Raw genomic sequence first — 22860 nt, 5'->3', positions numbered from 1 at the left:
GGCTTTCGAAAGGCGGGATGAAGGCTGTCAGTAACGGATGCGCGGATCGAGCAGCAGGTAGCTCAGGTCCACCAGCAGGTTGACCACCACGTAGACCAGCGAGAAGAAGAGGGTGATGCCCTGGATCAGCGGGTAGTCGCGCGAGAGCACGGCGTCCACCGTGAGCTGGCCGAGGCCGGGGATCGCGTAGATCGTTTCGGTGACCACCACGCCGCCGATGAGGCCCGCCACGCTCAGGCCGATGACGGTGGCGATCGGCACGGCCGCGTTGGCCAGCGCGTGGCGCAGCAGCATGCGCCACTCCGAGATGCCTTTGGCGCGCGCGGTGCGCACGTAGTCTTCGGTGAGCGCCTCCGACACGGCCGCGCGCGTGACCCGTGCAATGAGTGCCGCGTACATCACGGCCAGCGTGACGCAGGGCAGTGCCAGGTGGCGCAGCCACGGGCCGATGCCGTCGCCGATGCGCTGGTAGCCCTGCGAGGGCAGCCAGCCGAGCTGCATCGAGAACAGCCAGATCATCACGTAGCCGGCCACGAACACCGGCACTGAAAAGCCGAGCACCGAGGCGCCCATGATGAAGCGGTCGAGCCGCCCGCCGCGCCGCGAGGCCGCGAGCACGCCGAGCGGCACGGCGATCAGCACCGTGAGCACCACCGTCACCGCCGCCACCGAGAGCGTGGGTTCCAGGCGCTGGCCGATCAGGTCGGTCACGCGCATCCGGTAGAAGAACGAGTAGCCGAGGTCGCCGCGCAGCACCTGGCCGAGCCAGTACACGAACTGCGTGACGATCGATGCGTCCAGGCCCAGCTGCGCGCGGATGCGTGCGATGTCCTGCGCATTGGCCGCATCGCCCGCGATGGCCGCTGCCGGATCGCCGGGCGTCATGCGCAGCAGCAGGAAGACGATGACGGCCACGATCAGGAGCACGGGCGCGGTGGCCAGTCCGCGGCGCAACAGGAAGTGGAGCATGTGAATCAGGTCCGTGACGAAGGGCCGGGTGTCCGGCGCGGGCAAAGGAAGTCCCGCCCGGCTGCCGCGCAAGGCGCAGCCGGTCAGGGGTGTCGATCAGAAAGGGGAGGGGGCGGTCGCGCCCGTCGGCTTACGGTGCCATCTTCTTGCGTACGTTCCAGTACAGCACCGCCGGCGACGGCAGCAGGCCGGTGATGGTGCCGCGGCGCACGGCCGTGGGCGCCTTGGCTTCGCCGAGCGGTGCGAGCACGCCGTGCTCGAGCACGACCTGCTGGATCTGCGTGGCGATTTCCTTGCGCTGCGCGAGGTCGGCAGTGGCGATGAACTTCGTCTTCAGCGCCTCGAGCTCGGGCACCACGGGCCAGCCGAAGTAGCCCTGGTCACCGTTGCCGGTCAGCGGGCTGTAGCTGATGGGGCTGCTTGCATCCACGCCGCCCCAGAAGGTGATGAAGGCGTTCCAGCCGCCGTTTTCGGGCAGGTCCTTCTTGGCGCGCCGGGTCACGAGCGTGGCCCAGTCGGTGGTCTGCACGTCGACGTTGAAGCCCACCTGCTTGAGCAGCTGGCCGTACACCGCGGGCAGCTTGTTCAGCGCGGGCGCGTCGCCCGGCAGCATGATCACCACGGGCTTGCCGTCGTAGCCCGATTCCTTGAGCAGCTTGCGCGCTTCTTCGAACTGCGGCTTGCCGGTGTAGAAGCCGGTCTTGTCGCTCGCGTAAAGCGAGCCGCACAGGTAGATCGAGGCGCAGGGCTTGTAGAAATCGCGGAAGGTGACTTGCGCGCGCAGCATCGCTTCCTGGTTGATGGCCAGCATCGCGGCCTTCAGCGCCTTCGGGTTGTTGAAGGGCGGCACCTTGTGGTTGTAGAGCACCGTGAAGGGGCCCGCCGGCATCACGTCGACCAGCTCGATCTTGTCGTTGGTGCGCATGCCCGTGTAGCCCGACGACGGCACGGTCTCGAGCATGTCGACCTCGCCGTTGAGCAGCGCATTGGTCTGCGTCTGCGGGTCGCGCAGCATCACCCATTCGACGCGGTCGACGTGCACCACCTTGCCGCCGGCCAGGCCCGAGGCGGGCTCCTTGCGCGGCACGTAGGCGGTGTTCTTGCGGTAGATGACGCGGTCGCCCGGGCGGAAGTCTTCCTTGGCGAGCGTGAAGGGGCCGGAGCCGATCATCTCGTCGATCTGTTTGTCGGCCGGCGTGTCGGCCACGCGCTTGGGCATGATGAAAGGCACCAGCGGGTTGGGCTTGCCGAGCGCGTCGAGCACCACGCCGAAGGGCTGCTTGAACGTCATGCGAAAGCCGTTCGAGCCGTCGGCAGTGATGCTGTCCATCGCCTCGTACATCTTCTGGCCCAGCGTGTCGCGCTTGGCCCAGCGTGCCAGCGAGGCGATCACGTCCTGCGAGGTGACCGGTGCGCCGTCGTGGAACTTCAGGCCCGGGCGCAGCGTGAAGCTCCACACCTTGTTGTCGGCGCTCGCGCTGTACTTGTCGACCATCTGCGGCTTGATGACGCCCTTCTCGTCCATCGCGAAGAGGGTGTCGTAGATCATCAGGCCGTGGTTGCGCGTGATGTTGGCGGTGGTCCAGATCGGGTCGACGATCTTCAGGTCCGACGAGGGCACGGTGCGAAGCACGGTCTGGGCGGACGCGCTGGCGGCGAAGCACAAAGCGAGCGCCGACAGGGAAGCCGCCGCGACGCGGCGCGGTGATAAATGGATTGCCATGGAGCCTTACTTCTTTCGGGAGGGAGCGGAAGACGCGGGAGGGGAAGACGGGGGCGATTCCTTGCTTTCGCGCAGCTGCACCAGCAGGAATTCGAAGATGTCGCGCGAGCCTTCTTCGGCGTCGATGAGCTTGTGCATGATGCGGCGCAGGTTCTCGATGTCGGCGACGCTCAGGCAGTCGAGAAAGCGCGCTTCCATCTCGTGCCCGATGGGCTCGGCGCGCAGCACCATGTCGACACCCGTCTTGCTCAGGCACAGGCGGATCTGCCGCGCGTCCTCGGTGCCGATCTGGCGCTCGACCAGCTTGCGCTGCACCAGCGAACTCACCAGCTTGGAGACCAGCGTCTTCTCGATGCCGCAGGTCTGCACCAGCTGGCCCATGGTGATGCCGGGCTCGGCGCCGATCATGCGCAGCAGGCGCACGTCGCGGATCGACAGGCCGAGTTCGATCTCGTAGATGCGCGAGCCGCGGTCGCGCGTGCGCTGCGACGCCAGGTCGATCAGCACGTTGAGGTAGTCGTTCTTCAGGCGAAGCGGGGCGTGCATGGCGGGTTGGTAGAAGTCTTCAATAGTTGAAATGTTCAACTATGTGGACGAACTACGCAAGCTCCGGGCCAGATGCCGAGGGAAATCCCCTAGGGACGCACTGCCAGAGAGGAAAAGCGCAAAGGAGAAAGAAAAACCGGGCCCGCGAGGCCCGGCGTGTTCACCGATCCGGTGCTGCGCATGCACCAGGATGCGAGGGCGGGCGCCATGCAGGTGCCGCCGCGGCGTGAGCTGTCAGGCTACGTCCTGGCGCACGATCACCTGGCCGTTGCGCGCGCCGCTGTGCACGCCGTGGCGCCACGTGACGGCGCCGTTCACGATCACCGCATCGATGCCTTCGGCGGGTTCGGTCGGCGTTTCGTAGTTCGCGGTGTCGCGCACCGTGGCGGCATTGAAGACCACCACGTCGGCGTGATGGCCGACCTTGAGCGCGCCGCGCTCGTGCAGGCCGAAGTTGCGTGCCGTGAGTCCGGTCATCTTCCACACGGCCGTCTCCAGCGGGAACAGGCCCACGTCGCGGCTGTAGTGCCCCAGCACGCGCGGGAAGGTGCCCCACAGGCGCGGGTGCGGCTTGTCGCCCAGCGGAATGCCGTCGGAGCCGATCATGGTTTCGTCGAAGGCGAGCACGCGCTGCACGTCGTCTTCGTCCATCATGAAATAGATGGCGCTGCCAGGCGACAGGCGCAGCGCGGCTTCTTCGCCCGACACGCCCCATTCGGCCGCGATGTCCTTCAGGTCGCGGCCTGCGCACTCGGGGTGCGGCACGCTCGAGGCAATGAGCACGCGGCCGTCCATCATCCCGCGGTCGGTGCGGATCATGGTGGAGCCGGCCGTGTACGGGTAGCAGTCGAGGCCGATGCACTGGTGCTTCATCGCTTCCTGGATGAAGGGCAGGGTGACCTTGGTCTTGCCGAAGTTCTGCGTGTTCTGCACCTTGTGGTGCGACACCACGACCGGGATGTCGAGCGCGCGGCCGATGTGGAAGGTTTCTTCGAGCGACTCCATGACGTGGTCGCTCTCGTCGCGCATGTGCGTCACGTACAGCGCCTTGCGCGACGTGAGCGGGCGGCCGACCTCGATGATCTCTTCGGTCGTCGCCTTCACGGCCGGCGGGTAGAAGGTGCCGGTCGACAGGCCGATCGCACCGGCCTGCATCGCTTCTTCGACCAGCGCCTGCATGGCGGCGATCTCCTTGTCGGTTGCGGGCCGGTCGAGGTCGGACATGGTCACGGCGCGCAGGGTCGAGTGGCCCACCATCGCCGCCACGTTCACCGACGAGGGCGTGGTGCGCAGCGCATCGAGGTAGGCCGCGAAGGTCATGAAGCGGTCTTCGGCCGGCGTTTCGAGCAGGCTCAGCGGCATCGGCAGGTCCATGTCGGCGCGCAGCGGCGCGGCGCTGATGCCGCAGTTGCCCGCCACCACCGTGGTCACGCCCTGCGACACCTTGAACGGCATCTGCGCCTGCGACAGCACGGCCTGGTCGTCGTGCGTGTGCGAGTCGATGAAGCCCGGCGCGACGATGCGGCCCGTGGCGTCGAGCGTCTGGTCGGCGGTGTGGCCTGTGAGCTTGCCGATGGCGGCGATGCGCCCGCCGACGATGCCCACGTCGGCGTCGAAGCGCGGGGCCTTGGTGCCGTCGATGACGGTGCCGCCTTGGATCAAGAGGTCGTAGTGGGGTGTCTTGTCGGTCATGAGGGCAATGCTTTCAACGGAAGTGGCAGGCGACCCAGTGGCCACCCTTGGAGGACGAAGGGCGCTCCGTCAGCTCGGGCGTCTTCTCCTTGCACACGGCCTGCGCCATCGGGCAGCGTGTGTGGAAGCGGCAGCCGGAGGGTGGGTTGGCCGGGCTCGGCGGGTCGCCTTGCAGCAGCAGGCGCCGCGCCGGCGTGCGCGGGTTGGGCACGGGCACGGCCGACAGCAGGATCTCGGTGTACGGATGCCGGGGCGCCGAGAACAGCGTGTCGCGGTCGGCGATCTCCACGATGTGCCCGAGGTACATCACGGCCACGCGGTGGCTGATGTGACGCACCACGGCGAGGTCATGCGCCACGAACAGGTAGGCGATGCCGAACTCGGCCTGCAGGTCCATCAGCAGGTTGACCACCTGCGCCTGCACCGACACGTCGAGCGCCGACACCGGCTCGTCGCAGACGATGAGCTTGGGGTTCAGTGCCAGCGCGCGCGCAATGCCCAGGCGCTGCCGCTGGCCGCCCGAGAACTCGTGCGGAAACTTCTTCGCCGCCTCGGGCCGCAGACCGACGCGCGAGAACAGCCACTGCACGCGCTCGCGCCGCTCGGCCAGCGACACGTCGCCGAAATTGCGCAGCGGCTCGGCCACGATGTCACCGGCCGTGAGGCGCGGGTTCAGCGAGGCGTACGGGTCCTGGAAGATGATCTGCAGGTCGCGCCGGCGCTGGCGCATCGCGTTCGCGGACAGGGTCAGCAGCTCTTCGCCGTTCAGCCGCACCGAACCCGAGGTGGGCTCGACCAACCGCATCACCGACTTGGCCGTCGTGGTCTTGCCGCAACCCGACTCGCCGACCAGCGACAGCGTCTCGCCGTGCCCGACGTTGAACGACACGCCGTCGACCGCCTGGATCGCTGGCTTGGTCGGTCGCAGCCAGCGGCGCGGCGAGATGTAGTGCTTGCGCAGCTCGCGCACCTGCAGCAGCGGCGCGTTGGTGGATGTTGTCGTTGTCGTCGTCATGCGTTCACCTCGGCAGCCTCGTCGGTCCATTGCTCCTGCACCGCGAAGCAGGCGACCACGTGCCCGTCGCCTTGCGTGGAAAGTGGCGGTGTCTCGCGCCGGCAGCGTTCGCGTGCCTGCGAACAGCGCGCGGCAAAGGCGCAGCCGTGCCCCAGCTCGTGCGCGGCGGGCACCATGCCCGGAATCTCGTGCAGCCGCGCGCTCGACGTGCTCATGGCGGGCATCGAGGCCATCAGCGCACGCGTGTAGGGGTGCAGCGGGCGATCGAAGAGGTCGATCACGTCGGCCTCTTCCACCTTCTTGCCGGCGTACATGACGACGACGCGGTCGCAGCTCTCGGCCACCACGCCCAGGTCGTGCGTGATCATCACCACGCCCATGCCCAGCTCTTTCTGCAGCCGCTTGATGAGGTCGAGGATCTGCGCCTGGATGGTCACGTCGAGCGCGGTGGTGGGCTCGTCGGCGATCAGCACCTCGGGGTTGCAGGCCAGGGCCAGCGCGATCATCACGCGCTGGCGCATGCCGCCCGAGAGCTGGTGCGGGTACTCGTTCACGCGCCGCTCGGGCTCGGGAATCTGCACCAGGCGCAGCATCTCGACCGCGCGCTGCAGTGCTTCGGCGCGGCTGGCCTTCTGGTGCAGCTGCACCGTCTCGGCGATCTGCCGGCCCACGGTGAGCACCGGGTTCAGCGAGGTCATCGGCTCCTGGAAGATCATCGAGATGCGGTTGCCGCGAATCTGCCGCATCTCGCGTTCGCTGAGCTGCATCAGGTCGGTGCCGCGCAGGCGCACCGCGCCCATGTGGCGACCGGGCGGCGTGGGCACCAGCCGCAGGATCGACAGCGCGGTCACGCTCTTGCCGCAACCCGATTCGCCGACCACGCCGAGCGTGCGGCCCGCGCGCACGGTGTACGACACGCCGTCGACCGAGCGCACGGTGCCCGCGAGCGTGCTGAAGTAGGTGCGCAGGTTGTCGACCTCGAGCAGCGGCTCGCCGGGGGCGAGGGTGGCCTGGGACATGTGGATCGTCATGGGGCGTTCCTCTTCATCACAGTTGCCGCGCCAGGCGCGGGTCGAGCGCATCGCGCAGACCGTCGCCGAGCAGGTTGATCGCCAGCACCGTGGCCGCCAGCAGCAGGCCCGGGTACAGGATGATGTGGAACGCCACAGTCACGAAGTTGCGGCCCTCGGCCATCATGTTGCCCCAGCTCGGCGTCTGCGAAGGCACGCCCACGCCGAGGAAGGACAGCGCGGCCTCGGTGAGCACGGCGGCGGCGGCCACGAAGGTGGCCTGCACGATCAGCGGCGCCACGATGTTCGGCAGCACGTGCCGCACGAGGATCACCGGCAGCCGCGTGCCGACCGCGTGTGCGGCCTCCACGAACAGCTGCTCGCGCAAGGTGAGCGCCAGCGAGCGCACCAGCCGCACCACGCGCGGAATCTCGGGCACGGTGATGGCGATGATCACCGTGGTGAGGCTGGCGCGCGTCACGGCCATCAGCGCGATGGCCAGCAGGATGCCGGGGATGGCCATCAGCCCGTCCATCACCCGCATGATCGGTCCGTCGGCCCAGCGCACGAAGCCCGACACCAGGCCCAGCACGATGCCGAAGAAGGTGGCGAGCACGGCGACCGAGGCGCCGACGATCATCGACACGCGACCGCCCCACACGGCGCGGCTGAACACGTCGCGGCCCAGCGCATCGGTGCCGAACCAGTGCTCGGCCGAGGCCGTCTGCATGCGCGCCAGCGGGTCGATGTCCTGCGGGTCGTGGGTGGCGATCCAGGGCGCGGCGATGGACAGTGCGGCCACCACGATGAGCAGCAGCGCGCCGACGATCAGCGTCGGGTGCTTGCGCACCCAGCGCCAGCGCGGCGGTACGAAAGGAGGGTCTTCGGCGGCGTCGGCGACAGCGGCAGGAACCGGCGCATCGACCTCACGCAAGGGCAGGGCAGTGGACATGGCGTCGTGGGGCTCGTTCTTTGTTCTAGTACTGGATGCGCGGGTCGAACAGGCGGTAGCTCAGGTCGATGAGCAGGTTGATCAGCACGTACACGCCTGCCGACAGCAGCAGCACGCTCTGGATCACCGGGTAGTCGTGGCGCTGCACCGAATCGATCACGAGCCGGCCCACGCCCGGAATGGCGAACACCGTCTCGGTGACCACCACGCCGCCGATGAGCAGCGCGATGCCCGCGCCGATGGTGGTGGCGATGGGAATGGCCGCATTGCGCAGCGCATGGCCCAGCACCGGCAGCACGCCCAGGCCCTTGGCGCGTGCGGTGCGGATGTAGTCCTCGTGCAGCACCTCGAGCACGGTGGCGCGCGTCATGCGCGTCACCAGCGCGATGTACACCAGCGCCAGGTTCACGCAGGGCAGCACCAGCGCGCGCAGCCAGGCACCGGGGCCTTCGGAGAAGGGAACGTAGCCCTGCACCGGAAACCACGGCAGCTGCACCGCGAAGGTGTAGACCAGCAGGTAGCCGATGAGGAACACCGGCACCGAGAACGCCAGCACCGCGAACAGCATCACGAGGCGGTCGATCCACGTGCCCGCGCAGTAGGCCGCGAGCGTGCCCAGCGGCACGGCCGTCACCAGCGTGATGAGCATGGTCAGCGCCGCGATCGACACCGTCGGCTCCAGCCGCTGGCCGAGCAGCTGCGTCACGGGCACCTGCGTGAAGATCGAGGTGCCCAGGTCGCCCGTGAAGATCTTGCCGATCCACAGCCCGAACTGCTGCCACAGCGGCAGGTTCAGTCCGAGCGCGGCGCGCAGCTTGTCGATGTCTTCGGTGGTGGCGAGGTCGCCCGCGATGAGCGCGGCCGGGTCGCCGGGCGACAGGTGGATCAGCAGGAACACCACCACGGCCACCACCGCCATCACCGGCAGCGTGGAAAGAAAGCGTCGAACGATGTAGCCCATGGTGGTGCGCGCGGCTTACTTGTCGAGCATCCAGACGGTCGGCATGCCGGACCACATCTTGTCCAGCCCCTTGAGGCTGGCGCGCGCTGCGAACGCGGCCGAGTACTGGCCCGCGTTGATGTACGGCACGGCCTCGTAGGCGCGCGACTGGAAGGCGTCGAGCAATTCCTTGCGCTTGGCCGGCACGGTTTCCTTCAGCCATGCGGTGCGCAGCTCGTCGAGTTTCTTGTCGCAGGGCCAGCCGGGCAGCGTGTTGCCGCAGGCCGCGCCCAGGTAGGCGTTGCTGATGGGCGAGTTCGCATCGAACTCGCCGGCCACCGTGACGTACATGTTCCAGCCGCCGGCATCAGCCGCGTCGCGCTTGGCGCGGCGCGCACCGATCGATGCCCAGTCCATGGTCTGGGCATCGACGTTCAGGCCGATGCTCTTCATGGTCTGCGCGGCCATCAGCGCTTCGGCGTTGAGGTAGGGCACGTCGCTCGGCACCATCAGCACGACCTTCTCGCCCTTGTAGCCGGCGTCGGCGAGCATCTTCTTCGCCTTGGCGACGTCGGCCTTGCGGAAGGGCTCCGCACCGGCCGAGGTGTCGTTGGGGCTGCCGCAGATGAAGTAGGTGGCGCAGTAGGCCATGCGCATGTCCAGCGGGAAGCCCATGGCCGCGACGAAGCGTTCCTGGTTCACGGCCTGCAGCAGCGCCTGGCGCACCTTCGGGTTGTCGAAGGGCGGGTGCAGCTGGTTCATCACCAGGAAGCCCTGGTAGGTTCCGAAGGCGCGGACCTTCACGTTGCTGTCGGTGCGCAGCGGCGCGATGTAGTCGGGTGGCAGCTGCTCGATGAAGTCCACCTCGCCGCGCTTGAGCGCCGAGATGGCGCTGTTGGCGTCGGGCAGGTAGAGCCATTCGACACGGTCGAGCGTGGTCTTCTTGCTGCCGGCCAGGCCGCTCGGCGGCTCGCTGCGCGCCACGTAGTTCGGGTTGCGCACGAACACCGTCTTGTTGCCCGGCACCCATTCGTCGCGCTTGAAGATGAAGGGCCCCGAGCCGACGACCTCGGTCAGGGGCGAGGTGGCCGGCAGCTTGGCGATGCGCTCGGGCAGGATCACGGGCGGAAAGCCCGAGGGCTTGGCCAGCGCGTCGAGCACCATGCCGAAGGGCTCGTTGAGCGTGAGCGTGAGGGTGCGCGCGTCGGTCGCCTTCCACTCGGCGCCGACGGCTGTCATGGCGCGGCCGAGGCTGTCGCGCGCGGCCCAGCGCTGCAGCGACGCCACGGCGTCGGCCGCGGTCACGGCGGCGCCATCGGAGAACTTCAGGCCCGGGCGCAGCGTGAAGCTCCACTGCTTGCCGTCCTTCGAGGTCGTGTACTTCTCGACCATCTGCGGCTGCGGCTTGCCGGTGGCATCTTGTGCGAACAGCGTGTCGTACACCATGTGGCCGAAGTTGCGCGAGATGTAGGCCGTGGTGAAGGTCGGGTCAAGAATCTTCAGGTCGGCATGCGCCACCACCTTGAGTGTCTTGGGCGGCGTTGTCTGGGCGAGCGCGGGAAGGCTGGCGGCCGAAAAGGCCAGGGCAGCGAGGGCGGCAAGCGTTCGTCGTTTCATCGTCGGTTCTCCGGTCGGTGGGGGCGAAAGAAAAAGAAGAGGGAGCTCAGGCAGCGACGCCGATGGGCCACTTGGGCAGGCGTGCTTTTCGATACGGCAGCGTCGTGAGATCGAGCGTCACGGCGCCCGGTGCGCCGGCGTAGATCACGTGCTTCGCCACCTGGGAGTACGACGCATAGAAGTGCTGCGACGACTTGACGACCACGATCTTCTTGGCCGCCAGGTCGCAACCCAGCTGCGTGAACATGTCGGTGCCCATGGCCTGGTTGCGCCGCGTGATCAGAACGATCTCGATGCCGTTGATCTCGACCAGTGCGCAGTCGCCCATGGCCGTGGGCGTGTTCGACAGGCCCGTCATCACCAGGTCGTGCTGCAGCGCCTTCACGGTGCATTCGACGTCGAGCGGATCGCCCGACAGCGGGCTGATCTTGCCGCCGATGCGCATCTGCAGCTTGGCGCCCACGCCGGCATCGAAGGCGATGCGCACGGCGATCGGGTCCCACATCGGGCCCAGCGCCGCATTGGTGATGCCGCGCTCCAGCATGCGGCGCAGGATGAAGGTGGAGTCGCTCGCCGCACCGCCGCCGGGGTTGTCGGCACCATCGGCCAGCACCACGGGGCCGCCGTCGAAGGCCAGCGCCTGGTCGAGCGAGTCGTCGATGCTCGGGTAGTTGACCGTGAGGCCGTCGCGCATGGCGATGACTTCGTCGGCCAGCTGGCGCGCCAGGGCATTGGCCTTGGCTTGATCGCCGTCGGTGTACACGAGCACCTTGGTGCCCATCTCGGGCACGTCGCCCCAAGAGAAGCCGTGCGTGAGCGAGACCGAGAGCACGCCGTTTTTGCCTTCGAGCGCCTGCATGCGCTCGACAAAACTGCGCGCCGGTTCGCGCGAGGTGTGGACGGTGACGATGATGTCGCAGTCGACCATCGCAGCCACCGGCTTGACCTTGCCTTCGACCGCCGCGGCGCAGATGTCGACCAGCTCGAGCCCGCGTTCGAGCACATCCGTGTGCGGGTACTCCTTGAAGGAAACCATCACGTTGGCGTTGTCCACCATGGCGGGCGTGAGGTGGTTGTGCGGATCGAGCTCGGCGCCGACGATGACGTCGGGGCCGACGATCTGGCGCACGCGCACCAGCATGTCGCCTTCGCAGTCGTCGTAGCCGTCAGCCACCATCGCGCCGTGCAGGCCGAGCAGCACCATGTCCACCGGCAGCGCCGCGCGCAGGTCGTTCAGCATTTCGTCGCGCAGCGTTTCGTAGGCGTGGCGCGTGGTGATGCCGCTGGGTTGCGCGCCCGCCACCATGCCTTCGAGCAGCGTCCAGCCTTTTTCCTTGCCGCGGATGCGTGCGGCCCACAGCGGGCCCGAGTAGATCGTCAGCGCATCGGGATGCTGGCCGGCAGGAAAGTAGCCGCGGTCCTTGAAGGAGGCGATGCCGGTCGGCATCGGGCCGAAGGTGTTGGTTTCGGTCGCAAGAGAGGCACTGAAGACACGCATGGTGATTTCTCGTGGAGAGGGTTCGTTGTGGGGGAAGGAACGGATCAGCCGGCCGTGTGCAGCCGCTGCGGGCCGAGCATCTCGGCCGTGAGCCCGAAGCCCGCGATGCGCTCGGGCAGCGGCAGGCCGCGTGCCAGCGCGGCGCAGGCTTCGCCCATGGCGGCCGAGGTCTGGATGCCGTAGCCGCCTTGCGCCGCGACCCAGAAGAAGCCGGGCGCGTCGGGCGCGAAGCCGCCCACCAGGTCGCCGTCGGCCACGAAGGAGCGCAGGCCGGCCCAGGTGCGCGTGGGGCGGCGGATGGCGAGCGTGGTCGCTTCTTCGATGCGGTGCATGGCGATGGCGATGTCCATCTCTTCGGGCTGCACGTCCTGCGGCTCGACCGGGTCGGCGTTGGCCGGCGAGCCGAGCAACATGCCCGCGTCGGGCTTGATGTACCAGCCCTCGTCGGCGGCGAACACCATCGGCCAGTGCGCGACGCTCTGGCCCTCGGGCGGCGCGAAGATGAAGGCCGAGCGGCGGCGCGGCTCGATGCCCAGCGGGCGCACGCCGGCCAGCTGCGCGATCGTGTCGACCCACGCACCGGCCGCGTTGAGCACCACGGGCGCTTCGTACACCGCGCCGCCGGCCGTCACGCGCCAGCAGTCGCCCACGCGCTCCATGGCCGTGACATCGGCGTCGCACACCAGCTTGCCGCCGGCCTGGCGCATGCCGCGCAGGTAGCCCTGGTGGATGGCGTGCACGTCCATGTCGGAGGCATCGGGTTCGTACACCGCGCCGGCCACCTGCTCGGGGCGCAGCGCCGGCACCATCTCGCGCGCCTGTTCGCCGTCGAGGCGCTGGGCGCCGACGTCCATGGCGCGCAGCAGCTCCCAGTGCGCTTCGAGCTCGTGCAGGTGCTCGGTGCCCGCGACCATCATCGCGCCGCGTGGCGTGAGCAGCGGGTGCTCGGCAAAGCCTTCGGGCGGGTGTTCGAGGAAGGCGCGGCTGGCCATGGTGAGGGCGCGCACCTGCGGTGTGCCGTAGCTTTCCATGAAGAGCGCGGCCGAACGGCCGGTGGAGTGGTAGCCCGGCTGGGCTTCGCGTTCGAGCAGGATCACGCGGGCATGCGGGGCGAGCCAATGGGCCACGGAGGCCCCGGCGATGCCGCCGCCGATCACGAGATAGTCGGCCACGACAGGAGTGGTTGTGTTTGTTGTCATCGCCGAAAAGTGTAGGTAGAAATTTGCGGATACGCAAATTGATTTGCGTCGACCAAGGGGAAACCATGGGTGCACCAGCAAGGTGAAATTTGCGTACACGCAATTTGCGCATACGCAAAACGCGTGCCGGCCAAGATCGCACCGTGCGTGGCCGGCCGGGCGCGGGGCTGGCAGAATCACCCGGCACACCTAGAGAAAGCCAAGCGTGACTCCACACACAGGGAACCGGGCCGGGGCGAAGCCGAAGGAAGAGCCGCCCACGCTGGACCGCACCACTTTCGGCCATCGCCTGCGCACCGCGCGCAAGCGTTTCGGCTGGACGCTGGCGCAACTGGCCGAGCGCTCCGGCGTGTCGATCACCACCATCTCGCGCGCCGAGCGCGGCCAGCTCGCGCTCGGTTACGAGAACTTCACCGCGCTGGGCCGCGCGCTCGAGATGGACATGAACGCCATGTTCGCGGGCGCCGGCGTCAAGCCCGAACAGTTCGACGGCCCGGTCGTCACGCGCGCGGGCAAGGGCGTGGTCTACAAGGGGCTGGCCATCGCCTACGAGTTTTTGGGCACCACCGCCGCCGGCAAGCAGATGAGCCCCATCGTCGGCACCGTGCATGCGCGCCGCATCAACGGCCCCGAAGACTTCGTGCGCCACACCGGCGAAGAATTTGCGTACGTGTTGTCGGGCGAGATCGACGTGCACTTCGACAACGGTGAAGTGGTGCGCCTGGCGCGCGGCGATTCGCTGTACTTCGACAGCCGCCTCGGGCACGCCTACGTGAGCGTGAGCCGCCAGCTCGCGAAGATCGTGGGCATGACCTCGGGGGAGAGCGGGCACATGAAGTCGGCGCGGGAGGCGCCGGCGTTGAAGCCGGCGCGCAAGACCGTGGCCGCGAAGAAGACCGTGGGTGGTCGCAAGGGCTGAGCGCCCGCGTCAGCCTCCGGCCAGACATGAACTGAAGGAGCAATGACGATGCCCGAGCACAAGATTTTCGCGATGCCATTCGCCAAGGTGTACCCGATGTACGTCCAGAAGGCGGAACGCAAGAACCGCACGAAGGCCGAAGTCGATGCAGTCATCTGCTGGCTCACCGGCTACGACGCGGTGGGGCTGCAGCAGCAGATCGAACAGCAGAACGATTTCAGGACCTTCTTCGCGCAGGCCCCGGCGCTGCATCCGAACCGCGCGCTGATCAAGGGCGTGGTGTGCGGCGTGCGCGTCGAGGAGGTCGAAGACCCGCTGATGCAGAAGATCCGCTACATGGACAAGCTGGTCGACGAGCTGGCCAAGGGGAAGGCGATCGAGAAGATCTTGCGGGCTTAGCGCGCGTCTAACCCGTCGCCACGATGACGTGCGCCTGGATCTTCCCGGCCACCGGGCCTGTGCCATGTCGGCTGGCAATCGCCTCCGCCGAGCGGTCCGTCGCGAGCTGAAGCAGGCTCGCATCGCGCGCCTCGATCTCGTTGCGCAGTGGCGTTCCCTGGCAGTAGGCCATGGCCACCTCGCTGGCAGAGGGCGAGCGACTTTGCTTCTCGATCGTCTTGATCTCGATGTCGGTGAACCCCGCGCGGCCCAGGTCTTCGCGGATCAGTGCGACGTCGTGGTAGCCGTGCGGCGTGCGCGCGAGGAACCGTGGCGGGTCGTCCGGAAACACGGTGGCGACGGCCTGGCTGACTTCGTTGGAGAAGGCGTTCTCTTCGATGCGGTCCCAGACGCTGAACACGAAGCGCCCGCCAGGCTTGAGCACGCGACGCGCCTCGCTGTAGCCGGCGACCCGGTCAGGGAAGAACATCGCACCGAACTGGCAGAGCACCACATCGAAGGAGGCGTTCTCGAACGGCAGGGCGAGCGCGTCCGCCTGCTTCCATTCGATGCGGCTGTCGGCCGATTGCCGCGTGACGGCATAGTCGAGCATGGCGGGGTTGAGGTCGGTCACCACGTAGCGGGCGTCGGCGCCGAGCAGGGGTGCCAGCATCCGCGTGACCGCGCCGCTGCCGGCCGCTGTTTCCAGCACCGCGCCGGGCGAGAACCCCGCAACCAGTGCTGCGACGTCGACGGCGTAGCCCTCGAAGATCAGGGGGACCATCAGCGTGTCGTAGAACTTCGGGATCGAGCCCGCGAACACCTTGTCGCTTTCGGCAGCCATGGGAACTCCTTGAAAGCTCTGAGCAGTGCATGGCTTGACCATTCATTGCAGAGCGAGCCTGCTCCCTTGCTCCAACGAGTCCGTGCCTGTTTGGGCATGCGTGACGGGGACGCTGGGCCATGGTGGCCCTGCCAGGCATCGTCGTCAACGCCGTTCCGCGGGCGTCCTCCCCCATAGTGGGTACCGGAGATGTTGCCGGGCGTTTCCGGCTTGCTGAGGGGCAGGCCTTGGCGCCCTAACGGCCGCGGTCGCCATCGCGCACCGATTCGATCGTGCCGTTGTAGAGGCGCACGATGCCGAAGAAGGTGCCTGGCCCGCGGTCGTAGGTCCACTCTTCCATCGGCACGCATTGGTTGGCCAGCACCGCTTCGGGGCCGCCCGGCCGATAGGGCGTGAGGACCCAGCCGAGCTGCACCATCGGCACGCAGACCGCCTGCCGATAGACCGGTTCGCCGCAGGTCTGGAGCAGGGTCGCGGGCGACGCACCTTTGCCGACGAGGTAGCCGTTGCAGGCGAGGGACTGTGCGGTGGCGGAGCCGGGGAGCAGCAAGGCGGCTGCTGCGATCGACAGCCCGGTGGCCAGTCGCGCGAAACGACCGTCGCCCGGCATCCTTGACCCTCTTGAACGCTTCATGCGCTCACCGCTCGCGAACCAGTTGGGCGTATCGCCAGACACCCCAGATCGCGCCGGCGGTGAGGCCGACGCCCACGCTCCAGCCTGACGGCACATCGAACGCGAGCGCCAGGATCAGCATCAAGCCGACGCTGACCAACGTGATGAACGTCAGCGTGACGAAATCGAAGCGCGCGACCTCGAAGCTGTCTTCCGCCACGCTGCGCCTTCGGTGGCCGCGCTTGTCGCGCACGCTGCGGAACAACAGGACATCGAGAACGAAATCGAAGATGCCGACGACAAGGTCGGCCAGGATGCTCCACATCGGGACGCTCCATGTTTGCGGTGACACCCTGGGTTGTCGCAGACCTCGCGATGGTCCGACCCGGGTGGTGCGGCGGAGCCGGGCGAAATGTTACCGTGCTTCCGACAAGGCGGGCCATCGCCATGCGTGGTCGCTGGTCATCCGTCGACCCGCTTCAACCCGGCATCTTCGGTGGCCAGTTGTGTGTCTCGTTGCGGCCTTCGCGGCACCACGCATACAGCGCGTCGTACATCACCAGCCCGTGCTGCAGCATCGCCTGGTCGTCGGCAAACACGCGCGACAGCCCTAGCGATATGGCGTAGAGCCCTGCCGACTGCGGCGTGAGGTCGAGCCGCGAGGTGTCCGCGCCGCGCACGATGTCGGCCAGCTGGTGCAGCGCAGGCTCGGTGAGCCGGTACTTCGCGAGGAAGGCGTCGAAGCTGCAGCGCTCGCCGAGGTGGCTCATCTCCACGCCCGGAATGTCGTAGGGCGTGGCGCCGGTGCTTGTCGCCATGCGCAACACGTCGGCCGGTGGCACGTAGAGAAACTCGGCCTCGCGGTCGATGAAGCGCAGGATCAGCCATGGGCAGGCGATGCGGTCGATCTTCGGGCGTTCGCGGGTGATCCATTTCATGACGTCGCTCCTGGGTCGGCAGGCTTGGGTTCGAGCGGACGGCCGGCGGCCTGCCAGCCGTCGATGCCGCCGCGCAGATAGCGTGCGTCCAGGCCCGCAGCGCGCAGCCGCATGGCCGTGCTGCGTCCTACCTCGTGGCCGTAGACGCAGTACACGACGAGCGCGCGGCCCGCCGGGAGTTCGCCGGCCCAGTGCTCGACCGCGGCCGGGTCGCGCCAGCGCGCGCCGGGGATCATCGACGCGGCCTGCGCGAACACGCCGGCACGGCGCACGTCGAGCAGCACCGATCCGGCCACGTCGTCCTGCGTCGCACCGAAGGGCGCGCTGGTGGCGTGCACCGCCTGCTGGTAGCGCGCGTAGACCGGGGCCCAGTCGATGTTTTCCATGAAGGCATCGACGTAGGCGCCGGCAGCGGCGCCGTGATCGAGGTGATAGGCGTGTTCGTACATGTCCAACGCCAGAAGGGGCGTGCCGCCTGCCAGCGCATGGGTGTGATCGGCGGCCCACTGGTTGACCAGCGTGCCCTCGCGCGGCTGGAAGGTGAGCAGCACCCAGCCCGAGCCGCCGCCAAGCGCCTTGCCCATCGCTGCGAATTCCTCGTGCCATCGGTCGACGCCGCCGAAGCTGGCCGCCAATGCGAGTGCCATGGCGGGCTCCATCGTCTGGCCGTCGCCGCCGAGCGACGCGAAGTACAGCTCGTGCAGCAGCATCGAGTTGCTGGCGATGAGCTCTTCGCGCTTGAGGCCGTTGAGCTGGAAGCCGGGCGTCGAGGCGAATGGTGTCGTGGCGAGCTGTGCCCGGATGGCGTTGAGGCGCTTGACCGCGCCGCCATAGTTGTTCTGGTGATGGCTGTTCAGAAGCCGCTCCGACAGGCCGCGCAGCGTGGCGGGATCGAAGGGCAAGGCTTGAGTTCGGGCGTCCATGGCGGCTCCTTCAGCGCAGCAGCGGAAGCCACAAGGTGACTGCCAACCCGATGGCCGCGCAGGCACCGAGCAGCGGCATCACACCGACCTTGAAGCGGAACAGGGCGAGCGTCGCGGCCACGGCAATCACTGCCGACACCGCATCGAAGCGGCCACCGAAGCCGTGCGGCCAGAGCACGTGGTACGCGAAGAAGAGCGCCAGGTTCAGGATCACGCCGACCACCGCCGCGGTGATCGCCGACAGCGGCGCGGTGAAGCCCAGCCTGCCGTGCGTGGCCTCGATGGCGGGCCCGCCGGCCAGGATGAAGATGAACGAGGGCAGGAAGGTGAAGAAGGTGACGACGGTCGCGGCCAGCGCCCCTGCGAGGAACAGCGCGTCGGGCCCCAGCACCTGCTGGAGCCATCCGCCGACAAAGCCGACGAACGCCACGACCATGATGAGCGGGCCCGGTGTGGTCTCTCCCAGCGCCAGCCCGTCGATCATCTGCGCGCCCGAGAGCCAGTGGTGTTGCTCGACGCCCCCTGGTAGACGTAGGGCAGCACGGCATAGGCACCGCCGAAGGTCAGGAGCGCGGCTTTGGTGAAGAACCAGCCCATCTGCGTGAGCGTGCCGTGCAGACCCTGGGTCGCGACGAGCACGCCCATGGCCAGCAGCCACAGGCCCAGGCCGATGCCCAGAATCTTGAGCAGGTGCGCGCGTGAAAAGCGCGCGTGCGCCGGCGTGGGCGTGTCGTCGTCGATCAGCGCCGGGCCGTAGCTCTGTCGCGCATTGCCATGGCCGCCGCCGAGCGCGAACACCTCGGGCGCCCATCGCGCGCCGAAGTGGCCGATGAGGCCGGCCGCCAGCACGATCGCCGGAAACGGCGTGTCGAACGCGAAGATGGCCACGAAGGCCGCGGCGGCGATGCCCCACATCCACCGGTTCTTCAACGCGCGGCTGCCGATGCGGTGCGCCGCGTGCAGCACCAGCGCGGTGACCGCCGGCTTGATGCCGTAGAAGATGCCGGCCACCACCGGCACGTTGCCGAAGCGCAGATAGACCCACGACAGTGCGATCAGGATGAACAGCGAGGGCAGCACGAACAGCGCGCCGGCCGCGATGCCGCCGCGCGTGCGGTGCATGAGCCACCCGATGTAGGTCGCCAGTTGCTGCGCCTCAGGGCCGGGCAGCAGCATGCAGAAGTTCAACGCATGCAGGAAGCGCTTCTCGCTGATCCAGCGCCGCCGCTCGACCAGCTCGGTGTGCATGATCGAGATCTGCCCGGCGGGCCCGCCGAAACTGATGAAGCCGAGCTTGAGCCAGAAGCGAAGGGCTTCGGCAAAGGAGATAGGCGAAGGGGGCGCGCAAAGCGCGGAAGGTGCGTCAGGCAAGGCGGTGTCCACGGAAGGCTCCGTTGTGAGTCACCAGCGCTTGGACGGGACACCGTCTTACTTTGCAGTGCGGGAGGCTGTTTTCCCGCGAAAGGGCATCGTAGCAGTGGATATTCCTGCTGGCAACGTGGGGCCCTCAGGCCACCTCCACGCTGCTCGGAAGCACCTTGGAGATTTCGGCGGAGGCGCCGCACCCCATGTGCCAGATCAGCGTGCCTGTGCGCACACGCGCTTGAACACGATCCCGCTCACCGTGGTCGGACCACCCACGGCCTTCCAGTCGCTGCGCCGGGCAAGGTCGATGTCATGCACTTCCAGCGGCCCGTTGTGGCTGATGACGCGGCGCATCTTTTCGCGCCCGCCCTTGCAGTCGTAGTCGTAGAGATAGCGCGAGGTGCGGAACGGGGTCTTGCCCACATCGGTCTGCAATTCGTCGTAGCGGTAGAGGGTCCACGCCTCCACGGCGTCGCCGTGCGGTTTGATCGACTCGCGCTGCAGCAGCACCTTCTTGCGCGGGGTGCTGGCGATCTCGGTCCAGTTGTCGGCGGCTTGGGCGGGCACTGCGGTCAGCAAGGCCGCTGCCGCGCAGGCAGACGCGATGAGGTGCACTGCCAGCACGGCGCGGTGCTTGGGAAGATGAGGCTTCATTCTTTTCACTCCCTGTGGGTTGATGGGCATCCCTGGCGCATCCATCTTCTGTGGTGATGCGCCGGGCACAGCGGGTTCAGGCGACGTTTGGCTTCAGGCAGCCAGGCAAAGAATGCCACAGGCCTGCGACGAAGGCGCCGTGGATGCCGGTCACTGCGGCAGAATTCCGCGGGGGGACGGGGCCAGCCACGCATCGAGCGCCAGACGTCTGAGTCGAAAAGACTTCATTTCCCCGTGCAGTGGAGTGGGGCATGTCGACGTGGTTCGGCCCAAAGAGTCTCGGGCCTGTGAGGCGAACGGCTTTCAAAAAAATGAGGAGAAGTCTTGAACATAAGAATTGCAACGATGGCTCGCCGTCTGATGGCGACGGTGGCTGTGGCGGCAGCCGCACAGGTCATGGCCCAGTCCACCCTGTCGCCATTGAGCGATGGCTTGCGCGCACCGGCCGGCGGGTTCGGCATGTCCGTCGCACCACCTCCGATGCCGAAGCCGCCACCACTTGTGCGTACGAACTATTCGGACCTGGATGGCGCGTTGCTGTGGGATGAAGCCATTGCCACGTTCAACGGCTTGGCCTATGACTACAACGAATATGTGTTCGATACAAAAATCGAAGCAGACGATTGCGCGGACAACTTCAACGCCAGGTGCAGAAGAACGAGCTTCAGGCCCATTCAGCATCGGGCCGAGCGCAGCAATGAATTGCCGGTGCGCCTTCGCGAAGTGATCCTCAGAACTTCGCGGCACGACTTCAGCAGGCCGATGCCCGATCTGACCACCGGCAAATGGACGGTGATCCGCATCATCGATGCGAAGCCATCGACCTTCGCGGGTGAAGTCAATCCCAAGGAGTGGGTTGCATTGCATGCGGCGCTCTCGCTGCCTTCGGCGCAAGCGCTGCGCAACGACCCCGAATTGAAGATGCGTCGTGTGATGAACCGCATCAAGAACGCGAACGAACTGCGCGATGCACTGGCCACGCAGCAGATGGACAAGGCCCACATCGATGCCTACCTGTCCAACGGCAGTACGTTGGTGCTCAAGGCGATCCACCTCAAGAATCTGGAACTCCTCGACGCGCTGCGCTCCGAGGGGGCGAGCGTCGACAAATGCGGCGTCGACAGTTGTCCGTTGACGCAAACCATCTATCTGAATGATCGTGCCGGCATGCGCTGGTTGCTCTCGAATGGTGCCAACCCCGAAGGCAGCGGTGACAACGTCACGCCATTGATGGCTGCCTCTTCCGTTGCCGATCGCGAAGCGGCCGAACTCCTGCTGCAGGCCGGCGCCAGCCCTTTGGCCACGCACGCCGAAAAGGTGGGTTCATTCGAGCTCAAGCGCTCGGTGGCCTTCTACGCACCCTCTTCTGATCCGTCCTACCTGGATTGGCTGTTGGATATCACCCAGACCGCATTGGAAAAGACCGGGAAGTACGAATGGAGCGCGTGGATCGAGCAAGGTGGCACGCGACGGCCCGTGACCGATGGTGCATCGATCGCCTTGAAGCGACAGCCTTTCAAGATCGTCTTGCGCATTCCGGACGACGTCTCGTTCCGGATGGCCGCGTCCGAGGACGAAAGCCTCACCGAGAAGACGCGGTCGTCGGTGTTCCGGCGAAACCTGCTCGGTCCTGGCAAGGTCGGTGCATCCGGCCCGGACGGCAGCTTCCTGAGCATTGGAACGATGACTCTGAGGGAGGGCGAGTGGAACTTCGATGGTTCAACCCACGATCTCTCGTTCACGACCGATCCCAAGATGAGCGTGGGCGTCAAGCGGGTGCAAGCGGGCGGAAAGGGACAGCTGGACGTCTATGACGTGAAGGAGTTGATCGGAGAGAAGACAAGGAGCGCCATCACCAAGTTCGATGGAAGTTCCCTGACGGTGGTGGCCGGTATCGTGCCGCCGCTTGGGACGGCGGCCGATTTCTATAAGGCGGCAAGATTCACGCTGACGTTCAGGTGACGCCGAAACGTCGGGTCGAAGGACGCGCGACAGTGCGAGCGGTCCGTACATGGGCGCCGCTCCTGTCCTCGCATCGACTTGCCTGACGAGTTGCTTCGGGGCCTGACAGCGTTGACTACCAGGCCCGCCTGACGGATGGCTCCAGCACCAATCCGGTGTCGGTCGACAGGTCTTCCTTCACGAGCTCGATGAAGCACTTGCCTTGGTCCACCATCCCGGAGTTCACAACGTAAGTGGTGCCGGGTAGCGGGTCGAACGCCAGCCTGGCATTGCAGTAGTGCACCACCTGGTACCCGCTCGCAGAACGGTAGGCATTCACCATCAGGCATTGGCCCGCCGGGATGCGGGTCGTCAACGTCTTCGGGTCGATGTCGAGTTGACGGCGGTCCTTGTCGAGCTGGGTGCACAGGCGGAAGGTGATGATCCCCCAACCGGACACCTTCAGCGGGGTTGTGACTTCGTTGGCCGCCGGCTGATAGATCGGAAAGACCGTACACCCGGTCATGGCCAGGAGTGGAAGCAGCGCCAAGAGTTTGAGTTTCATCGTCGGTTTCATCTCTGAGCGCTCTTACTTCTGGCTCGGGACAGGGCTTTTCACCGCCTCGGCGTAGCGCTTCAGTATCTCGGCCGTGCTGTTTGCACCGGCGATGTTTTGATCGCTGAACCGGACGAAGGCGAATGCCCATGGGAATCCACCAATGGTGCCGACCCGGGGCATCTCCGAGGGCCGGTTGCGTGCCGCATTGAGGAGGCTGTCGTACATCACGAAGAACTCTTTCTTCTTCGCCTGTGCTGTCTCGGCGGCGCGGTAGAGCGCAAAGACTTTCATCTTTTCTGGCTCGGAGTAGCCGTTGCCAGCGAAATCCACGCGCTCGAGATGACCGGGTCCGTTGCTGTCCTGGTAGCCGCCGCCAAGGCCGAGGCTCTTGTAGGGTGTTCCGCACCCTACAAGCGCGAGTAGCACGCCCGCAGCGAGCGCTGCGCGGCCGAATCGTTTGCCGTTTTTCATTCTTCTCCAACCTCGCAGAATTTTCTTTGGGCAGGAGTTTCCAGCAATGCGGTACGGGCCGTCAATGACGACCTTGACCGCCGCCATGCGTGTA

Annotated in this window: 22 protein-coding genes and 1 pseudogene; 3 read left to right on the top strand and 20 right to left on the bottom strand. The window is 66.9% G+C overall.

The window, feature by feature from the left end:
• Positions 1-27 precede the first annotated feature (27 nt).
• From CY658_RS24040 to CY658_RS23990, 11 genes are all read right to left on the bottom strand, one after another.
• Entirely contained in the window at positions 28-969 is a 942-nt protein-coding gene (locus CY658_RS24040) for an ABC transporter permease (RefSeq protein ID WP_101492578.1), read from the bottom strand.
• Positions 970-1099: 130 nt separating this feature from the next.
• The gene (locus CY658_RS24035) at positions 1100-2692 is read right to left on the bottom strand and encodes an ABC transporter substrate-binding protein (protein WP_101492577.1); all 1593 of its coding nucleotides are present in this window, start codon (positions 2690-2692) and stop codon (positions 1100-1102) included.
• A gap of 6 nt (positions 2693-2698) precedes the next feature.
• Positions 2699-3238 carry a MarR family winged helix-turn-helix transcriptional regulator gene (locus CY658_RS24030; protein ID WP_101492576.1) on the bottom strand — a complete coding sequence of 180 codons (540 nt, stop codon included), beginning with the start codon at positions 3236-3238 and terminating at the stop codon, positions 2699-2701.
• 234 nt (positions 3239-3472) lie between these two features.
• The gene (locus CY658_RS24025) at positions 3473-4930 is read right to left on the bottom strand and encodes an N-acyl-D-amino-acid deacylase family protein (protein ID WP_101492575.1); all 1458 of its coding nucleotides are present in this window, start codon (positions 4928-4930) and stop codon (positions 3473-3475) included.
• A 13-nt stretch (positions 4931-4943) separates the two neighbouring features.
• Positions 4944-5945, bottom strand: a complete 1002-nt coding sequence (locus CY658_RS24020) for an ABC transporter ATP-binding protein (protein WP_101492574.1) — start codon at positions 5943-5945, stop codon at positions 4944-4946.
• Positions 5942-6976 (bottom strand): ABC transporter ATP-binding protein, encoded by a 1035-nt coding sequence (locus CY658_RS24015; RefSeq protein WP_101492573.1) that lies wholly within the window; start codon positions 6974-6976, stop codon positions 5942-5944. Before CY658_RS24015 ends, CY658_RS24020 begins: the two co-directional genes overlap by 4 nt.
• 16 nt (positions 6977-6992) lie before the next feature.
• Positions 6993-7907, bottom strand: coding sequence for an ABC transporter permease (locus CY658_RS24010; protein WP_257884980.1), 915 nt, complete (start codon positions 7905-7907; stop codon positions 6993-6995).
• A 25-nt stretch (positions 7908-7932) separates the two neighbouring features.
• Positions 7933-8868, bottom strand: a complete 936-nt coding sequence (locus CY658_RS24005; protein ID WP_101492572.1) for an ABC transporter permease — start codon at positions 8866-8868, stop codon at positions 7933-7935.
• 15 nt (positions 8869-8883) lie between these two features.
• Positions 8884-10464: an ABC transporter substrate-binding protein gene (locus tag CY658_RS24000; protein ID WP_101492571.1), complete on the bottom strand. Its 1581-nt coding sequence runs from the start codon at positions 10462-10464 to the stop codon at positions 8884-8886.
• A gap of 46 nt (positions 10465-10510) precedes the next feature.
• Positions 10511-11962: a M81 family metallopeptidase gene (locus CY658_RS23995; protein WP_101492570.1), complete on the bottom strand. Its 1452-nt coding sequence runs from the start codon at positions 11960-11962 to the stop codon at positions 10511-10513.
• 44 nt (positions 11963-12006) lie between these two features.
• Positions 12007-13161: an NAD(P)/FAD-dependent oxidoreductase gene (locus CY658_RS23990; protein WP_101492569.1), complete on the bottom strand. Its 1155-nt coding sequence runs from the start codon at positions 13159-13161 to the stop codon at positions 12007-12009.
• A 205-nt stretch (positions 13162-13366) separates the two neighbouring features.
• Here CY658_RS23990 and CY658_RS23985 point away from each other — a divergent pair, with 205 nt between their 5' ends.
• Both CY658_RS23985 and CY658_RS23980 read left to right on the top strand, forming a co-directional pair.
• The gene (locus CY658_RS23985; RefSeq protein ID WP_101492568.1) at positions 13367-14080 is read left to right on the top strand and encodes a helix-turn-helix domain-containing protein; all 714 of its coding nucleotides are present in this window, start codon (positions 13367-13369) and stop codon (positions 14078-14080) included.
• 48 nt (positions 14081-14128) lie between these two features.
• A complete protein-coding gene (locus tag CY658_RS23980) occupies positions 14129-14479 on the top strand; it encodes a DUF2200 domain-containing protein (RefSeq protein WP_101492777.1) in 351 nt (116 codons plus the stop codon).
• Positions 14480-14486: 7 nt separating this feature from the next.
• On the opposite strand, the gene CY658_RS23975 is transcribed toward CY658_RS23980, so the two are convergent.
• The 7 genes and pseudogenes from CY658_RS23975 to CY658_RS23945 form a co-directional block, all read right to left on the bottom strand.
• On the bottom strand, positions 14487-15302 hold the full coding sequence (locus CY658_RS23975) for a class I SAM-dependent methyltransferase (protein WP_101492567.1): 816 nt from the start codon (positions 15300-15302) through the stop codon (positions 14487-14489).
• Positions 15303-15537: 235 nt separating this feature from the next.
• Positions 15538-15936 carry a DUF2845 domain-containing protein gene (locus CY658_RS23970; RefSeq protein WP_257884979.1) on the bottom strand — a complete coding sequence of 133 codons (399 nt, stop codon included), beginning with the start codon at positions 15934-15936 and terminating at the stop codon, positions 15538-15540.
• A 4-nt stretch (positions 15937-15940) separates the two neighbouring features.
• Complete coding sequence (locus tag CY658_RS23965; RefSeq protein ID WP_101492565.1) at positions 15941-16240, bottom strand: hypothetical protein; 300 nt, start codon at positions 16238-16240, stop codon at positions 15941-15943.
• Between the two features lie 154 nt (positions 16241-16394).
• Positions 16395-16853, bottom strand: a complete 459-nt coding sequence (locus CY658_RS23960; protein ID WP_101492564.1) for a chromate resistance protein ChrB domain-containing protein — start codon at positions 16851-16853, stop codon at positions 16395-16397.
• The gene (locus tag CY658_RS23955) at positions 16850-17776 is read right to left on the bottom strand and encodes a Fe-Mn family superoxide dismutase (RefSeq protein ID WP_101492563.1); all 927 of its coding nucleotides are present in this window, start codon (positions 17774-17776) and stop codon (positions 16850-16852) included. The genes CY658_RS23960 and CY658_RS23955 overlap by 4 nt, the downstream gene beginning before the upstream one ends.
• Positions 17777-17786: 10 nt before the next feature.
• Positions 17787-19159, bottom strand: a pseudogene (chrA, locus tag CY658_RS23950) (chromate efflux transporter).
• Between the two features lie 195 nt (positions 19160-19354).
• Positions 19355-19795 carry a surface-adhesin E family protein gene (locus CY658_RS23945; RefSeq protein WP_143713784.1) on the bottom strand — a complete coding sequence of 147 codons (441 nt, stop codon included), beginning with the start codon at positions 19793-19795 and terminating at the stop codon, positions 19355-19357.
• 345 nt (positions 19796-20140) lie between these two features.
• Between CY658_RS23945 and CY658_RS23940 the strand changes: the two genes are divergently transcribed.
• Positions 20141-21757 carry an ankyrin repeat domain-containing protein gene (locus CY658_RS23940; RefSeq protein ID WP_101492561.1) on the top strand — a complete coding sequence of 539 codons (1617 nt, stop codon included), beginning with the start codon at positions 20141-20143 and terminating at the stop codon, positions 21755-21757.
• A gap of 115 nt (positions 21758-21872) precedes the next feature.
• Here the strand turns inward: CY658_RS23940 and CY658_RS23935 are convergent, their stop codons facing one another.
• Together CY658_RS23935 and CY658_RS23930 are read right to left on the bottom strand one after the other, a co-directional pair.
• On the bottom strand, positions 21873-22301 hold the full coding sequence (locus CY658_RS23935; RefSeq protein WP_099795859.1) for a hypothetical protein: 429 nt from the start codon (positions 22299-22301) through the stop codon (positions 21873-21875).
• 24 nt (positions 22302-22325) lie between these two features.
• A complete protein-coding gene (locus tag CY658_RS23930) occupies positions 22326-22853 on the bottom strand; it encodes a CC0125/CC1285 family lipoprotein (RefSeq protein ID WP_143713782.1) in 528 nt (175 codons plus the stop codon).
• Positions 22854-22860: the final 7 nt, after the last annotated feature.

This window comes from Variovorax sp. RO1 (genome assembly GCF_002849325.1).
Lineage (GTDB): Bacteria > Pseudomonadota > Gammaproteobacteria > Burkholderiales > Burkholderiaceae_C > Variovorax.
This window is presented reverse-complemented; position numbering and strand designations above follow the sequence as displayed.

What these genes read in the sequence shown, in the direction of transcription:
- CY658_RS24040 (WP_101492578.1), bottom strand. Translation starts at nt 969, where the DNA reads ATGCTCCACTTCCTGTTGCGCCGCGGACTGGCCACCGCGCCCGTGCTC.
- CY658_RS24035 (WP_101492577.1), bottom strand. Translation starts at nt 2,692, where the DNA reads ATGGCAATCCATTTATCACCGCGCCGCGTCGCGGCGGCTTCCCTGTCG.
- CY658_RS24030 (WP_101492576.1), bottom strand. Translation starts at nt 3,238, where the DNA reads ATGCACGCCCCGCTTCGCCTGAAGAACGACTACCTCAACGTGCTGATC.
- CY658_RS24025 (WP_101492575.1), bottom strand. Translation starts at nt 4,930, where the DNA reads ATGACCGACAAGACACCCCACTACGACCTCTTGATCCAAGGCGGCACC.
- CY658_RS24020 (WP_101492574.1), bottom strand. Translation starts at nt 5,945, where the DNA reads ATGACGACGACAACGACAACATCCACCAACGCGCCGCTGCTGCAGGTG.
- CY658_RS24015 (WP_101492573.1), bottom strand. Translation starts at nt 6,976, where the DNA reads ATGACGATCCACATGTCCCAGGCCACCCTCGCCCCCGGCGAGCCGCTG.
- CY658_RS24010 (WP_257884980.1), bottom strand. Translation starts at nt 7,907, where the DNA reads ATGTCCACTGCCCTGCCCTTGCGTGAGGTCGATGCGCCGGTTCCTGCC.
- CY658_RS24005 (WP_101492572.1), bottom strand. Translation starts at nt 8,868, where the DNA reads ATGGGCTACATCGTTCGACGCTTTCTTTCCACGCTGCCGGTGATGGCG.
- CY658_RS24000 (WP_101492571.1), bottom strand. Translation starts at nt 10,464, where the DNA reads ATGAAACGACGAACGCTTGCCGCCCTCGCTGCCCTGGCCTTTTCGGCC.
- CY658_RS23995 (WP_101492570.1), bottom strand. Translation starts at nt 11,962, where the DNA reads ATGCGTGTCTTCAGTGCCTCTCTTGCGACCGAAACCAACACCTTCGGC.
- CY658_RS23990 (WP_101492569.1), bottom strand. Translation starts at nt 13,161, where the DNA reads ATGACAACAAACACAACCACTCCTGTCGTGGCCGACTATCTCGTGATC.
- CY658_RS23980 (WP_101492777.1), top strand. Translation starts at nt 14,129, where the DNA reads ATGCCCGAGCACAAGATTTTCGCGATGCCATTCGCCAAGGTGTACCCG.
- CY658_RS23975 (WP_101492567.1), bottom strand. Translation starts at nt 15,302, where the DNA reads ATGGCTGCCGAAAGCGACAAGGTGTTCGCGGGCTCGATCCCGAAGTTC.
- CY658_RS23970 (WP_257884979.1), bottom strand. Translation starts at nt 15,936, where the DNA reads ATGAAGCGTTCAAGAGGGTCAAGGATGCCGGGCGACGGTCGTTTCGCG.
- CY658_RS23965 (WP_101492565.1), bottom strand. Translation starts at nt 16,240, where the DNA reads ATGTGGAGCATCCTGGCCGACCTTGTCGTCGGCATCTTCGATTTCGTT.
- CY658_RS23960 (WP_101492564.1), bottom strand. Translation starts at nt 16,853, where the DNA reads ATGAAATGGATCACCCGCGAACGCCCGAAGATCGACCGCATCGCCTGC.
- CY658_RS23955 (WP_101492563.1), bottom strand. Translation starts at nt 17,776, where the DNA reads ATGGACGCCCGAACTCAAGCCTTGCCCTTCGATCCCGCCACGCTGCGC.
- CY658_RS23945 (WP_143713784.1), bottom strand. Translation starts at nt 19,795, where the DNA reads ATGAAGCCTCATCTTCCCAAGCACCGCGCCGTGCTGGCAGTGCACCTC.
- CY658_RS23940 (WP_101492561.1), top strand. Translation starts at nt 20,141, where the DNA reads ATGGCTCGCCGTCTGATGGCGACGGTGGCTGTGGCGGCAGCCGCACAG.
- CY658_RS23935 (WP_099795859.1), bottom strand. Translation starts at nt 22,301, where the DNA reads ATGAAACTCAAACTCTTGGCGCTGCTTCCACTCCTGGCCATGACCGGG.
- CY658_RS23930 (WP_143713782.1), bottom strand. Translation starts at nt 22,853, where the DNA reads ATGGCGGCGGTCAAGGTCGTCATTGACGGCCCGTACCGCATTGCTGGA.